Source organism: Aquimarina megaterium XH134 (assembly GCF_000520975.1).
Lineage (GTDB): Bacteria > Bacteroidota > Bacteroidia > Flavobacteriales > Flavobacteriaceae > Aquimarina > Aquimarina megaterium.
Map to the genome: position 1 here is coordinate 1 of NZ_JACB01000050.1, position 14,603 is coordinate 14,603.

The window sequence follows — 14,603 nt, forward strand, 5'->3', positions numbered from 1 at the left end:
AAAATCATTGAGATTACCATTGGTAGGGAGGCCAGCATCGATTTCGATATTTGTTTCGTTTTGACATAAGAAATACTCAGAATCAGGTTCGATATTGGGTAACGGGACTACAAATAAACGTACACTGCTTATTCCAAAACATTCCCCTCCATTTTCTTCAGCTTTTGCATAAACAATATCATCCCCTTGAGTGTTTTGTGTACGATTGGTAGTGGTTGTAATAGGGTTTCTGTTTAATAATGCATCTTCTGTATTTTCATAATATGTAATCGTTAATCCAGGGTTGGTAATTCCTGATAATACCTGTTGATTTGCTTCAGTTAGATCAAAAACGGTAAACCCATCTTCGGTACCATCATCATCGCAAACTCGTAACTCGGCATCGTTTACATCGGTAGAACTCACCTCTAAAGTAACAGTTGTAATGTCAAAACAATTTGTATTGTTGGTATTAATTACCCGCGCATATACCTGTTGATTATTTTGAGTATTTTGAAAAGCATTTTCATTACTGATTCTTGGTGTTCCTGCCTGTGCAGAAGGTTGATCTATAAAGAATTGGGTTGTGTATTGATTATTTCCACCAGTAAGCTGATCGTTTGCAAGATGTAAATCAAACAGGGTAATATTATCTCCAATAGTTTGATACGCATCACACTGTACTAGTGTAGAAGCAATAGCAGTCGGGACTTCGAAAAAAGTAGCATTAGCAACGCCAATGAGAGGGCAGCTACCATCATTAAGATCAACTTCTAATCTGTAGTTGGCTGTTATTGTAATATCTAAAAAATGAACAGCATTTGCAATCTGATTGTTATCTACAAACCAGGTATAGCTGGCACCTGGGATATTTTGATAAGACAATCGGTATGTACCTCCCTCACATAAAGCAAGATTAACGTTATTAGGATCTCCATTATTAATGATATCAATATTTTGTGCAAAAATAGATTGAATAAAGGGAGGAAGTCCAAGAAGAGCACTTCTAGAACCATCTGTATTAACAAGTACCCCTTGCTCGTTATAAATTATATTGGCTGCTGCTGCTTCGGGGTTTTGGATAACTCCAAGATAATCGCCTATTTGGGTGTTGAAATCATATAATGTTCGATAAATCTTACCATCTGGACCGAGTTGTATAGCTCCTGCACCAAAAGAAAAAGTGCTTTGATTATTTTGGTTAAGAATCCTTGTTCCGCTTGCTGCAATTTGATTATCCGGCAATGAGAGATCATATTGCATTAAAAAACTTTGTCCGTTTCCTTCGTCACCAATATCGAAAGTAGCGTATAGTCTTTGTCCGGTTTGAGAAAACTCTATTCCATAGGGAGAATTGCTATTGCTTAACTCGACCTCATTACTAATAGCTCCGGTGGTATTATCAAAATTGTAAAGTAAAACTTTTCCTGGCCCATTACCTGCCGTGACAGTTGCAAAACCAAAATGTGCTACAGCTATTTTATCACCATCTGGTGAAGCTTTAATATACCCTAAAGCATTACGCCGATACCCAGAAAGAGGAACAGTAACTCCAATGCGAGAAGTAACCGGTGTAGTATTAACTCCTGTTTGATCAACTTTAAAAGCATAGAATGTATCTACAAAATGTGTAATTACCCAAAATGAATCACAATCATCACTTTTTACAGCTGTAATTTTTTCTGAACATTTGTATCGACTCTCTAAGCCATTTGAAGTATTGTAAGTAATTAAAGGTATGTTTTTTTGGCCTGTAACTACAGCTCCATTTCCTCCATTCAAAGACATATCTACAATAGAATACATAAATCCATCGTTTACCCCATCTCCATCAAAAGTAGTAGGGTCATTATCAGCATTGTCATGATGAGGCTCATCTACAGTAAAAACGATGTACAGATTTGGAGAGTTTGGTTGAGGAACAATTAGTGCAGAAGAAGTACTGGAGGGATCACCTTTTAACCCTGTACCATTTTGCATAATAGAATGCGATCGATCCCAAACGGTAATGCCATCGGTATAAAATAATAAATTTCCTGTTGCATCAGATATTGTAGTACACCCTTCAAGTGTATTCACTCTACCATTAGTAAGTGCTGTAGGAGGAGTTGTATTGAAACTTATACCTGCATTCTGACCAAAATACCAACTATTAGCTTCTCCCTGACTATACAGCAATGAATAGTGAAAGAATAAAGCAAAAAAAACTACATAGATGTATCGCATAGTTGAGCTCTGAAGCCCAAATATATTACAAATCTCTCTTTTTAAGCAAGTAATAAGATAGATATATAAAAACAACTGTCCAAACCAATACGATTAAGATTTCATACCAATGTACAGTATAATCTCTTTGAAAAGTTTCTCCTAATTGACTTGCAGCCGATTGAATAAAATTTAACCGTGTAAAAGGTTCATTAATCAAAGTTGCCATAGATTCTAAAGGGAAAAACTGTACGATGTTATCTGCGATTTCGGTTCCTCTAAATAGCCTAAACTTTAGCAATGCATATATAATATTTTCTACAACCCACCAGATAAATAGAAACCCAAGGGCGAAGGCAGAACGCTTTACAAAAATCCCAAGGAACATACAAAAAGCAAAAAAACCAATTAGTTTTATGAAATACGCCAGAACATATTCTAGATCAGAGAATATAATAGAAAACTCATTATAATCAGAGAAGCTTAATCCCAAAATCATAGATACTACGAATAAAAATAGGGTAGAGATCAGGGCAAAGACACCAACGGTTAGAAACTTAGAACTAATGAATTCTTTTTTACTTAGTCCGTCGATTAGATTTTGTTTTAAGGTCCGATGACTGTATTCATTGGCCATCATAGAAACAATAACAATAGCCAAAAATAGCTTGGACCACGCAGCGATATACGTATTAAAATGCCATATATATGGAAAATTGAAAATCCCCTGATCGGCTATTCTAAATTTTACACCAGCAAAATTAAATTCTATCGAGGCGATTAAAGCGATAAAGGTTATTAATATAAAGTAGGTTATCGTAATTACCTTTGCGGCTTTGTTATATTTTAGTTTTTGAAATTCTATATTTAGTAGTCGTAACATGGCTTTAGTTTAAATTGTTGGTTAATTGTAAGAATTGTTCTTCGAGACTTTCTTTTCGTTTCACAAGGTGTGTAAGAACTATTCCTTCTTTAAATAGTTGCCTGTTAAGACTTTCTGCATCCAGCTCGTGTGCCAAAAATGCAATTATTTTACCGTCTTCTTCTTTGAAATTTTTAAAATCATTATGCTTAGATAACCACTCTGTTAATGCAGATTTTTGATCGCTCTTCAGTTCGAAAAATCCATAACTAGCATTCATTTCATCTACAGGTCCAGAATATAGTTTTACGCCCTTTCTTATAATCACTACATGGCTACAAACTTTTTCTACTTCATCGAGTAGATGAGATGCCAAAAGAATAGTAGTTCCTTTAGAGGCAATTTTTTTGATGATTTCACGAATTTGATGTATCCCTTGTGGATCTAATCCATTAGTAGGTTCATCAAGGATTAATATTTCGGGATCATTTAGCAGGGCAGAAGCAATAGCTAATCGCTGTTTCATTCCCAGAGAGAACGTTCTAAACTTACTGTCTTTTCTATCTAATAACCCTACAACTTCAAGTTTTTCGTCAATTTTATTGCTGTCCACCCCTTTAATTTGGCATACCAATTTAAGGTTTTGGGCCGCAGTCATATATGGGTAAAAGTTTGGGCGTTCTATAATTGCTCCAACTTTTTTTAGTGCATCATGAGTTGATGTATTACCATCAAACCAGATAAACTCACCAGAGGTACTGTTAACAACATTAAGTACGATACCCAAAGTAGTAGATTTACCACTTCCGTTTGGACCAAGAATGCCATACACATTTCCCTTCTTTATAGTAAAAGAGAGGTCTTTGACAGCCGTTAGTGCTCCAAACTTTTTGGTGAGATTGTTTAAGGTGAGGATATTTTCCAATTGTAATTGTTTTTGGTGGTTATATAAAACAAGACGACAAGTATAGGGTTTTGTTACAAGAAAGTTGATAGTTGTTGATTGTAAGTGCGTGTTTTCTGATGTAGATGGTTATTTGTTGAATGTAAGTATATGTTTTTTATTGTGGATTATTGTTTGTTAAACGGTATTCAGCAATTTTTTTTAAAAGTGATTTGTACATCTGAAATTTGTAAATTGCTTTTTTACAAAAAGTGCTGCTATGGACGAAAAATTAATGTCGAAGAAAAAACCAACGTATCCTATCAACGATAAACTGGATACGTATTTAAAAGAATGTAATCGTAAAATTAAGATTCCGGTATTTTATGATGATTTACTTAGGTTTTCGGGTTCTATAGTTGTTTATGATAGCAAGGATGAGGATACGCTATGGGTACGGGTGTATTATGAAGAACATGAGCGACCAGAAATAGAATCCAGCCTTAAAAAAGTATATACAATCCTACATTCTGATGGTAATGAAGATGCTATTGAGTTTCTTAATATTGATGCTATAGACTATTGTACTTTTGGAAACTCAAAGCCTTTTAGAATAAAAGTTAGAAATATTCTTAATGATAACTATACATATATCTATGTAAAAAAAGCTGATGCGTCGCGTATTTATGGACTAGAATTAGAGCATATGTTTTCACCAAATAGAATTAACTTTTTGGTGTATAAAAATACACTTATTGAAGAACATATTGCCGGGATTCCTGGGGATGTATTTATCAAAGATTTTTTACCTGATTTAAGCGATCAGGCCAAGTCACAGATAGCTAAAGAATTTGTGAAATTTAATGAGCGTTGCCAAATGCGATTGCTAGGAGATATGAGATCTTATAACTATGTGATTATTCCTATTCACGATTTTGATCATGTAGAATACAAGATAAGAGCTATTGATTTTGATCAGCAATGTTATGAAGGAAAACTAAAAGTATATCAACCCCAGTTTTTTAAAGAGAATTTTGATATGGTAGATATTGTGATGAATAAGTTACAGCTAAGTTCTATCGAACAATATAAAAAAGAAGAGCGTTCTATTTTGGCAAAACGCGTATTAACATCGAGATCCCGTTATGAAAATTTGGTTGAATGTATGTGTGCAGATCGTATCTCTACCCAAGAAAACTTGAAAGAACTTAGAGAACACCTCTATAATTTTACTTTAGATTTAAAATTTCGTCGTAGTAAATCTATGGGTGAAGTTCTTAAAACGGCGATGGATTTTGTACGACGTAATTATGAAAATGTGAATATGAGACGATTATTAGAGTGATGTTATACTTATAAACTGCATATTTAAATTAGATTGATCTTTATCTAATTATTTTGATAACTCTCTACGGAATTATTCTGCTTAAAGAAACAAAAAAGGTTCCCGATATTCTATCAGAAACCTTTTAGTTGTTTTTTTAGAAAAAAGAGTACACTACTTTTTTTCTAATTCTATATTCTTTTGTTTGAGTAACTCTATCTCTTTTTGTAACTGTTCTGTCTTCTTATTTTGTGCAATCATATACAACGTAAGTTCCTCGATTTTTTGAAGTAGTTTAGCATTCATTTCTCCAAGTTGAATACCGTTTTTTTCTACTTCTGAAGCAGATGGGATATTAGGTAAATGTCCTTCTTCTACAATATGATTTTCTACTTCTTGTAAAGTAGGTAAGTTGTAATTATTTTCGAATACGTAATCTGGCCAACCGGTTAAATCAACTTTTACTTCTTTGGCGTGTATTTTACCATTTACTGCAAGTTTTGAATCTGGAGTTGAGGTGCCAATTCCTACGTTGCCACCATTAGTGGATAAATATAAATTAGTTGGGTTTTCATACCCACCTATATATAATTCTGAAGTACCTCCGTTTTCTTTAATAGGTTCAATAACGGCTCCAGAGCTTCCATGCCAGACGTTTAAGTACTTGTCAGAGACACCTTCTTTATATACCCTAAATGCATTCTTTTCAGTAGAATTTACATGCAATTTTGAAGATGGAGTTGTTGTTCCTATTCCTACTTTTCCGTCATTTGTTAAAGACATAATAGAACCAAGTGAACCGGTAAATTCATGAATTACTGCTGTTCCACCGGTTATTATATTGTAGTATTCGGTTTTAGGACCAATAAGTCGAAAACCATTATAGGATTTTGTGTCACCATAATCAAATGAAATACTTCCTTTAACCACAAGAGCCTGGTCTGGAGTGGTTGTTCCAATTCCTACATTACCAGTAGTTGGAAACGTGTTGTTTTGAGCGGTACTGATGAATGATATCAATACAAGAGATACTGATAGAAATATACTTTTCTTCATAGTTTAAAAATTAAATAAATATTGATTTTGTAATAGGGTAGGAATTCAAGGACAAATATACATAAATGTAATTTGTAATTGCAAGATATTAATGAATTTATAGAGTTGAGAGAAACCAGTAGATTAATTAAACAATCTTAAAACTTCTATCCAAGTAACTGCAGTAACCTCACTCTAGAGCCTTATAAAATTTTACAAAACTGTCCTTATTTCTTGAAAATTCAAAGAATCAGGACAATATAATATCGATAGCGCCCTAGGTTTGGCAAATATTAGAAAGCTAGATGTTACTTTAAAAGAAATAGTAAAATTATAAAGACATATCCCTGAGTGTCTATAAAAGTTTAGGAGATTTTAATTTTAAAAAATTAATCATGTTGTCAAACATTTTAAACTTTACCAATGGTAAAACTATGAGAAAATTATTAATTAAAAATACCTTGCCCCTAAGTGTGTGTTTATTCCTGTTAAGCTGTACAGATCACGATGAGATTATGCATGAACCTGAAACTGAAGAATTAGGATGGAAAACCTTGGCAACATTACAGCTGCCCAATAACAATACGGTGACATTCGAATTTAACGGCGAGGGTTTTTATTACGAAGAAAGAGGTTCGATGGACAATGAAATAATTGATTTTGACGAGAACGATGGCTGTCTTAAGCGATTTTTATTACTTACAGAAGACCATGTTGCAGTACCAAAAGCATTTATGGATTCACCTGATTTTAAGGATGTACAAAAATTGATCTCTACTAGAAAAATAATAGAGAATCATAAAAGTCCCATAAAAATATCAGTATCAACGATGTCAAAATTAAAAAATCGAGCTGCTTCACCTGTTCCTGTTCAGTTATCGCAATGTAATAGCTTCCTTACAGGAGGGAAAAGAGTATGGGTTAATAGTTCAACCAATTCAGGTACAGCGTATTATTTTAATTATACACCTTTTAATTGGAATGCTGGTCCAGATACACATAATAATTGGACTGTAAGGAAGTCTTGCAGAGGACTTCGCTTTAAGGTTGGAAACTGTGATTATGACAGACAGGTTAAGTTTAGTGTAACTGAAGGTGAAGGAAATCATTTCAAAGAGATTAGACAAATAACTCTTTCACCTCGAACTCAGGTGTCGTCTGGTTATATTTCAAATAAGTGGTTTAAACAAAGAGTAAGGGGGATAGAATTTCATTGTGATTGGGATGTATGGAATGATAATAGAAAAGTAGGAGGAGAAGTACTCTTCTATCAGAAAGGACCAGATACTTTTGATAACCCATTTGATTAACATCGATTGAAACAAAAATGAAATCACACTTTTTTTAAATGTGTACTCTGAACAGGAGTAAGAAACGAAAAAAGCGTAAGACCTATGCCGTTTGATCTAAGATCAGATTTACAAACCTGAGTTTGACGTAAAAAGATTGTGTCGAGAATAGTGGTTTTCTATCCAAAAAAACTATTCTCGATACAGTTTTTCTCCACCTCACCTCGAGCGTAGTCGAGAGGTCATTCTGAAAAACCACTCGAATTGACACTTTTTATAATATTTTAGCTTTGGTCGAACTCAGATTACAAAATACCAATTCCCAGAAGTAGTGCAAAAACAATTAATAAAACTCCTACCACTATTTGAATCGTATGTATGGTGATTTTTTTAAGAAATTTATTCCCGATGTAAGCTCCAATAAAAGCCATTGATGTTGCGACTATAAGCATAGGATAATTAAGTTGATCACCTAATTGTAAAAGGTCTTTGGCATATATAGTAAGTCTCGAGATATCAATAAAGCAAGCAATAATAACTCCTGTAGCTATAAAAGCTTCTTTACTAAGTTTTGCCCGAATTAAAAAAGCTGTTCGTAATGCTCCTTGATGCCCCGATAATCCTCCAAAAAAGCCACTTAGTGCGCCACCCCAGGGTAAATATTTGATATCAAACTCTAATCGTTTCAATTTTGGAATGAGATCAAATAGAGAGAAAAAGATTAATACTATTGCGATACATATTTTTACTGCTGTGATTTCATATAGGGTATTGGCAATAGTATAACTAAATAAAGGATCTATATAGGTGAGTTTTCCTAATGTATATGCTCCAAAAAAGGCAAATACAATAGCAGGTAGCCCAAAACGCAGTACTGTTTGTAAATTAGCTTTTTTACCAACAAGAGTTAGTTTAAACAAATTGTTAAGTAGGTGCACTATTGCTGTAAGAGCGATTGCAATATCTATAGGAAAGAATATAGCAAATACAGGCATCAATAATGTACCTAACCCAAAACCAGAAAAAAATGTTAATCCCGATCCTAATAAAGCTATAATACCGACCAGAATAAAATCCATAATAGATGGTTATTAGCTTTTTGCTTTCTTAGGTCTTTTGTTCTTTATTGAAATATACCAAATAGTAATACATTTGCTTTTCTTCATCCCATCCTTTTTCTACAAATTTTTCTGCGGATTCTGGGTTGATGAAATCCATCTTTATCTGCACATTAGTATCTAGATTGATGACATTTTTTATCTTTTTGCGAGCAGCAGTTACTGCATTATTTGCGATAGGAAAGGTGGTAAGGTCCTCGATTTGATATTTTGGTGCTTTTTCTACTTTATAATGCTTAAATTCTGGAATCAAATCAGGATTATCAATCACATCATTTAAAAATGCAGATTCTTCAAATTCATCATTTTTGGCAAAGTGGTTTACAGCACGATTCATAAACATCACTTCTTCTTTTTTATCTTCGGCAGGGAGTACTACATCTTTTGCAAAATCCTGGCAGAATTTCATATACTTTTTAGTATAAAAATTCTCATCGGCAAAAGCTTCTACTCCTAAGAAATGCTCTAACCAATATTTGGTATCATAACGGTTAGAATCTATAGAAAGGATTTTATATCCTTCTTCTTTTTTATGGTTAAAAATTAAACAGCCTTTATCGAGCTTATTTAGGTTTACACCTTGTTGGATTAATAATTCGATATCAGTTTCTTTTTCTTCAAACTGAAGGAAATCATGTTTTAATTCTGATTTAAAGATACCTATAGCATCAACTTTTTCATTATCGATAGTCACATTGTCTAAATAAGTGACATATACCTCGCCACTTTTAATATGTGGATGTTGTGATTGTTCATACAATAATGAAGCAATTCTTTTAGATTTTTCATGAACTGAAGAAGGATGTTCAAAAATTTCGGTTACAATTTTAAACAGTGGATTAAATTCTATATCTACTTCATTAGCAAATTGAAAATAATTCTCTTCCTTTTCTCTAAAAGGTTTAAAAAAATATTCTTTTAGAAGTGCAGTTAATTCATCATTAAGGACATATGGTGATTCTGACAAGAATATATTTTCATTTTTATTCTTGTTTCCAACCCGGTGAACCGATAATGATTCGATTTGAGTGCTATATAAGTTGATCATGACATGTATGTCATCCCAGCGAAAGCCGGGATCTTTTTAATTAATAGTTAAATTTTAATTCCAATTCTCATCAAATCCCAAATCTTCATATTCATCAAGATCCATAAAATCTTTATTTTCACCTTCTTCATTAAAGTCGTCTAATTCGTCTGCTTTAAACTCTTTATCAGGTGCCTGATCAGGTATTTGACCATGAATATACATTACATTTGGATATTCTCTTCCGTTTTCATATTCAGCAATTTCAGCAAGTTCTACCAAAAACGTCCACATACTTAAGAAATCATAGATATAGATTAACTTGGGAGAAGCCTCATGAGCCACATCAATAAGAGTTGTCTCATTCATTAATCTAACAGGTTGATTACCATCACTCATATCAAATAATGATATTTCTTCTCCTTGATTCCATTGATCATCACTAATGTAAAAAGAAGCCATTTCTGTTCCATCAAAACCAAAAGATTGGGTTATTACATTATGAAACTGCTCTAAAGTAGCATCTTGTTCTATTTCAATATCTCTAAATACATCTTCTTCTGTATCCAGGATAATTCTGAAACGGTATATCATTATTTATTAATTTGAAAATGCAAAGATACTATAAATGCATTGTTATTTACTAAAACGGTGTAATGAAAAAGTCATTGCCCCTAATAAGAAAAAAGCAACAATTTGATGTAATATCCCTAATACTATGGGTACTCTAAAAATTAATGTAAATATTCCTAGCAAAAACTGGATACATACGATAATTACTAATATATTTAATGAATTAGATTGAATATTATTTTTTTTAATTCTTTTACTTCTATACCAGATAAAGGCAATAAGTCCTACAACGATATAAGCCAGATAGCGATGTATGAACTGAACTCCGCTTTTTCCCTCTACAAAATTCTTGATTAAAGGAGATTGTTCTATATAAACAGATTCATGAATTAAAGTTCCGTCATTCATTAATGGCCAATGATTGTGTAGCAAGCCAGCATCTAATCCTGCAACAAAAGCGCCATAGATAATTTGAAGTAAAAGAACTGCCAATCCCCATCGGATTAGATTTCTAAATTTAATGTCAATTTGCTTTTTGTTAGGATATATAAGATCTAGAGCTACCCAAAATGTATATGCAAAGGTTATGAATGCTGCAGTAAGATGCATTGCAAGACGATAATGGCTTACATCGGGCCTGTCGATTAACCCACTTTTTACCATAAACCAACCAAGAAACCCTTGAAAACCTCCTAATAACATAAGTATTATAGATTTTTTTATGGTGGGTCTCGTAAGTTGCTTTCTGATTAAGAAATATACGAATGGAATAATAAATACGATACCTATAAATCTTCCGATAACTCTATGCAGCCACTCCCAGAAATAGATGTCTTTAAAATCTTCGAGAGTAAATTGATGGTTTATCTTTTGATATTCGGGGTATTGTTTGTATAGGTCAAATGCAGCATTCCATTCTGTTTCACTCATAGGAGGAATAGTGCCTGAAATTAATTTATAATTAGAGATTGATAACCCAGAATGAGTAAGTCTGGTAATTCCACCAACAACAACCATAATAAAAATCAATAGGCAGCCTGTGAGCAACCAGTATATTACCTTTTTATTGTCTTTTTTCATTTTTTTGCTAATACAAATTTTTGATATAGAGAATCTTAGTTACTTTTTAGCCCTAATTCTTCACCTTTCTTTACCATATACTCGTAAGCTGCTTCATGCTCATTAGGAATTTCACCTTCTAGAATTGCTTCTTTTATAGCTTCTTTAATGATTCCTATTTCACGAGAGGGTTTGATATTAAAAGTATCCATAATCTCTTCTCCGGTAACAGGAGGTTGAAAATTGCGAATATGATCTCGCTCTTCAACTTCAATCATTTTTTGTCTTACAATCTTAAAATTATTGTGATACTTTTTAAAGCGTTTCGGGTTTTTGGTAGTAATATCGGCTTCACAAAGTGTCATTAACTCTTCAATATGTTCTCCTGCATCAAACACCAGTCTTCGAACTGCAGAATCTGTAACTTCTGTTGCAATCACTATAGGCCTGGAGCTCATTAATACCATTTTTTGAACAAACTTCATTTTTTCATTTAAGGGCATTTTTAAACGCTTAAAGAGTTTAAATACCATTTTTGAACCCACAAATTCATGACCATGAAAAGTCCATCCTATTTTTTTGCTAAATTTTTTGGTAGGAGCTTTACCAATATCATGAAGTAAAGCTGCCCAGCGTAACCAGAGATCATCTGTGTTTTGGGCAATATTATCTACCACCTCTAGGGTGTGATAAAAATTATCTTTATGTCGTTGTCCTTCGACTTCGTCTATACCTTTTAAATCAATAAGTTCGGGTAAAATATAATTCAAAAGACCGGTTTGTTCTAGTAATTTAAAACCAGTTGATGGTTTATCACTTAACATAATTTTATGTAACTCATCAACAATACGTTCTTTGGTAATGATCTTAATTCGGTCTTTGTTTTTTGCAATAGCCCCTAGCGAGGTGGATTCTATTTTGAAATTGAGTTGTGTAGCAAAACGAATAGCCCTCATCATTCGCAAAGGATCATCAGAATATGTAATATCAGGATCTAAAGGAGTACGGATTATTTTTGATTTAAGATCTTCTAAACCATTAAAAGGATCCAGTATTTCTCCGTAATTTTCTGGTGATAGGTGTAAAGCAAGAGTATTAATTGTAAAATCCCGTCTATTCTGGTCATCTTCTAAACTTCCGTTTTCTACGGTGGGATTGCGACTATTTTTAGAGTAAGATTCTTTTCGTGCTCCAACAAATTCTACCTCGATATCCTCAGTTTTTAGCATTGCTGTACCATAGGTTTTAAAAACCTGTACTTTAGGATTACCAGGTAAAAGTTTGGATACTTCTTTGGCTAATGCTATACCACTGCCAATAGCAACAATATCAATATCTTTGGCAGTTTTTCTTTGCAATATGTGATCTCTTACAAATCCGCCGATAACATAGCTGTCTAATTTTAGATGTGCTGATGCTTTGGCAATTGTATCAAAAATTGGATGTTGTAACGCTTCTTTATAATTTTTGATTTCCGACATGAATCAATTACTTCCTAATAATTTTTACGGTACTATCGCCTCCTATTTTAATAATCGAAGAAGGTTTAGCTCCTTTTTTTTGTAGGGGCAAATTTACGACATAGTCTACGCCTTCCAAAATTGCAGCAGGTATTTCTTTTAAGTTTTTTGGAGCAGGCATACCACTAATGTTAGCAGAAGTTGAAACGATGGGTCGTTTAAGCTTCCTAATTAGTTTTCCGCAAAAAGGATCTCTTATCACTCGAATACCTAATGTATTATCATCTGCAATAATATTTTCTGCCACACGCAGAGGTCTGTCATAGATAATAGTAGTAGGTTTTGTAGCATATTTTAGAATATCATAGGCTACTTCTGGGACTTCTTCTATGTATTGTTGTAGCATTTTAAAATCACTAACCAAACAGATCATAGATTTGCTTTCTTCCCTTTTTTTTAGGGCATATACCTTATCAACTGCTTCTGCATTAGTAGCATCACAACCAATACCCCAAATCGTATCGGTTGGATAGAGGATAATCCCTCCTTTTTTTAGTGTATTGATTGCATTTTGGGTTTCTATGATTTGATCAGACATTAGTTTTGAATTAATAGATGATTATGAAATGGTATTACTTTAAAACTTTTTTTGTAAGAAAAGTTAAAGTAGTTGTAATTATTGTTTTTGCCAGTAACATGCTTATTGTTGAAAACATTCATTTATGAATTGGCCAATTCCATTATACAAATTCTGAATGCATGACAGAAATTATTTTGTGCAAAAATAATCTTAAAACCTTAATATTATGAAAAAAATCATTTTTTTACTGTTCATAATGACAGTAATCATTTCTTGTGAAAAAAGAGATGTCAATTCTATTGAACAAGAGGCAAGTGTCGAATCGATTATTGAATCAAAAACGGATAGATTTTCTTTTAAAGATTGGAATGAATTTAATGATCTTTATTCTAAGTTTTCAAAATTGGGTATGGAAGAGTTAGAAATGAACTCTTTTTTCTCATTTGATAGAGACCTAGAGGTTTCACCTGCAATTCAAGGGATTTTAAATAATGATAATGAGTTTGAATTGGGTGGAAAAATCGTTTGGTTTAATGCTGGTAAATTTTATGAACTTGACGAAGGAGAAATTGCTATTCAAAAATCTAATATAGAAAACCTTAAAGAAGTTGGTTCTGTATCCTACACTCGAGTTAATCCGAAAGGAGTGCCTAGTAATGAGACAGGAGTAGATGGTGCAAAAACAGTTGTTGTGGATAATCAATATGAATTTAGAAAGCAAAGATATGTTGAGAATTGCGGTTCGGGTAACGTTCAAGGAACTTCTCCTCGAGCTTTTAAATATGTGCATGAAGTTTATGCAGAACATTTAAATACAGGAGGACCTTTCCGGGTAGATACCTATAGAATATTCTTACGAGTAAAGTTAGAATATAACCCTAAACGTAGAAGATGGAGACTTTCTGGGGAAAGAAGAGAAATTTCAATTAATTTAAGTAATAACTCTTTTTTAAGAAATCATAATGGTCCGGTTTCACCTCATCCAAGTGATGTTAATAATCGTTCTGTTGTATTTTCATCCTCTTGTGCTACCCATCAAACATTACTTCTTAATTCTGTCACTGCTCCGGGACCAATAGCTGGTGCTCATTGGGATATTAATGTAAGCGGAACCATAACAGAGAAGATGTATGGCGATGTAGAACGTAACCGATGGAGAGATCGAATTAATTGGTAGTTTGATAAACGCTAAAATTAGATAGAATTTAA

General features: G+C 33.1%; 12 protein-coding genes and 1 pseudogene. 3 read left to right on the plus strand and 10 right to left on the minus strand.

The window, feature by feature from the left end; all coding sequences use genetic code 11:
* From Z053_RS29180 to Z053_RS0122615, 3 genes and pseudogenes are all read right to left on the minus strand, one after another.
* Window positions 1-2,205: pseudogene (locus Z053_RS29180) on the minus strand (CUB protein); the annotation flags it as partial.
* A gap of 25 nt (window positions 2,206-2,230) precedes the next feature.
* Entirely contained in the window at window positions 2,231-3,067 is an 837-nt protein-coding gene (locus Z053_RS0122610; RefSeq protein WP_025667241.1) for an ABC transporter permease, read from the minus strand.
* A gap of 4 nt (window positions 3,068-3,071) precedes the next feature.
* A complete protein-coding gene (locus tag Z053_RS0122615) occupies window positions 3,072-3,971 on the minus strand; it encodes an ABC transporter ATP-binding protein (RefSeq protein WP_025667242.1) in 900 nt (299 codons plus the stop codon).
* A gap of 238 nt (window positions 3,972-4,209) precedes the next feature.
* Here Z053_RS0122615 and Z053_RS0122620 point away from each other — a divergent pair, with 238 nt between their 5' ends.
* Window positions 4,210-5,274 carry a hypothetical protein gene (locus Z053_RS0122620; RefSeq protein ID WP_025667243.1) on the plus strand — a complete coding sequence of 355 codons (1,065 nt, stop codon included), beginning with the start codon at window positions 4,210-4,212 and terminating at the stop codon, window positions 5,272-5,274.
* 153 nt (window positions 5,275-5,427) lie between these two features.
* On the opposite strand, the gene Z053_RS30470 is transcribed toward Z053_RS0122620, so the two are convergent.
* Entirely contained in the window at window positions 5,428-6,309 is an 882-nt protein-coding gene (locus Z053_RS30470; protein ID WP_025667244.1) for a tail fiber protein, read from the minus strand.
* 413 nt (window positions 6,310-6,722) lie between these two features.
* On the opposite strand from Z053_RS30470, the gene Z053_RS0122630 reads away from it, so the two are divergent.
* Window positions 6,723-7,598 carry a hypothetical protein gene (locus tag Z053_RS0122630; RefSeq protein WP_152538377.1) on the plus strand — a complete coding sequence of 292 codons (876 nt, stop codon included), beginning with the start codon at window positions 6,723-6,725 and terminating at the stop codon, window positions 7,596-7,598.
* A 284-nt stretch (window positions 7,599-7,882) separates the two neighbouring features.
* Here Z053_RS0122630 and Z053_RS0122635 read toward each other — a convergent pair whose 3' ends face one another.
* Genes Z053_RS0122635 through Z053_RS0122660 form a run of 6 tightly spaced genes read right to left on the minus strand, consistent with a single transcriptional unit; the run spans window position 7,883 to window position 13,412 of the window.
* Window positions 7,883-8,656 carry a sulfite exporter TauE/SafE family protein gene (locus Z053_RS0122635; protein ID WP_025667246.1) on the minus strand — a complete coding sequence of 258 codons (774 nt, stop codon included), beginning with the start codon at window positions 8,654-8,656 and terminating at the stop codon, window positions 7,883-7,885.
* A gap of 28 nt (window positions 8,657-8,684) precedes the next feature.
* The gene (locus Z053_RS0122640) at window positions 8,685-9,743 is read right to left on the minus strand and encodes a nucleoid-associated protein (RefSeq protein ID WP_025667247.1); all 1,059 of its coding nucleotides are present in this window, start codon (window positions 9,741-9,743) and stop codon (window positions 8,685-8,687) included.
* Window positions 9,744-9,797: 54 nt separating this feature from the next.
* Window positions 9,798-10,316 (minus strand): IS1096 element passenger TnpR family protein, encoded by a 519-nt coding sequence (locus tag Z053_RS0122645; RefSeq protein ID WP_025667248.1) that lies wholly within the window; start codon window positions 10,314-10,316, stop codon window positions 9,798-9,800.
* 42 nt (window positions 10,317-10,358) lie between these two features.
* Window positions 10,359-11,375, minus strand: coding sequence for a COX15/CtaA family protein (locus Z053_RS0122650; RefSeq protein WP_025667249.1), 1,017 nt, complete (start codon window positions 11,373-11,375; stop codon window positions 10,359-10,361).
* Between the two features lie 35 nt (window positions 11,376-11,410).
* A complete protein-coding gene (locus Z053_RS0122655) occupies window positions 11,411-12,835 on the minus strand; it encodes a CCA tRNA nucleotidyltransferase (protein WP_035096595.1) in 1,425 nt (474 codons plus the stop codon).
* Between the two features lie 7 nt (window positions 12,836-12,842).
* Window positions 12,843-13,412: an L-threonylcarbamoyladenylate synthase gene (locus Z053_RS0122660; protein ID WP_025667251.1), complete on the minus strand. Its 570-nt coding sequence runs from the start codon at window positions 13,410-13,412 to the stop codon at window positions 12,843-12,845.
* Between the two features lie 208 nt (window positions 13,413-13,620).
* Between Z053_RS0122660 and Z053_RS0122670 the strand changes: the two genes are divergently transcribed.
* Window positions 13,621-14,571: a hypothetical protein gene (locus Z053_RS0122670; protein WP_025667252.1), complete on the plus strand. Its 951-nt coding sequence runs from the start codon at window positions 13,621-13,623 to the stop codon at window positions 14,569-14,571.
* Window positions 14,572-14,603: the final 32 nt, after the last annotated feature.

Excerpts from the sequence above, each read along its gene's own strand:
- Z053_RS0122645 (WP_025667248.1), bottom strand. The coding sequence starts at position 10,316 with ATGATATACCGTTTCAGAATTATCCTGGATACAGAAGAAGATGTATTT.
- Z053_RS0122655 (WP_035096595.1), bottom strand. The coding sequence starts at position 12,835 with ATGTCGGAAATCAAAAATTATAAAGAAGCGTTACAACATCCAATTTTT.
- Z053_RS0122630 (WP_152538377.1), top strand. The coding sequence starts at position 6,723 with ATGAGAAAATTATTAATTAAAAATACCTTGCCCCTAAGTGTGTGTTTA.
- Z053_RS0122660 (WP_025667251.1), bottom strand. The coding sequence starts at position 13,412 with ATGTCTGATCAAATCATAGAAACCCAAAATGCAATCAATACACTAAAA.
- Z053_RS0122635 (WP_025667246.1), bottom strand. The coding sequence starts at position 8,656 with ATGGATTTTATTCTGGTCGGTATTATAGCTTTATTAGGATCGGGATTA.
- Z053_RS0122620 (WP_025667243.1), top strand. The coding sequence starts at position 4,210 with ATGGACGAAAAATTAATGTCGAAGAAAAAACCAACGTATCCTATCAAC.
- Z053_RS0122670 (WP_025667252.1), top strand. The coding sequence starts at position 13,621 with ATGAAAAAAATCATTTTTTTACTGTTCATAATGACAGTAATCATTTCT.
- Z053_RS0122650 (WP_025667249.1), bottom strand. The coding sequence starts at position 11,375 with ATGAAAAAAGACAATAAAAAGGTAATATACTGGTTGCTCACAGGCTGC.
- Z053_RS0122640 (WP_025667247.1), bottom strand. The coding sequence starts at position 9,743 with ATGATCAACTTATATAGCACTCAAATCGAATCATTATCGGTTCACCGG.
- Z053_RS0122610 (WP_025667241.1), bottom strand. The coding sequence starts at position 3,067 with ATGTTACGACTACTAAATATAGAATTTCAAAAACTAAAATATAACAAA.
- Z053_RS30470 (WP_025667244.1), bottom strand. The coding sequence starts at position 6,309 with ATGAAGAAAAGTATATTTCTATCAGTATCTCTTGTATTGATATCATTC.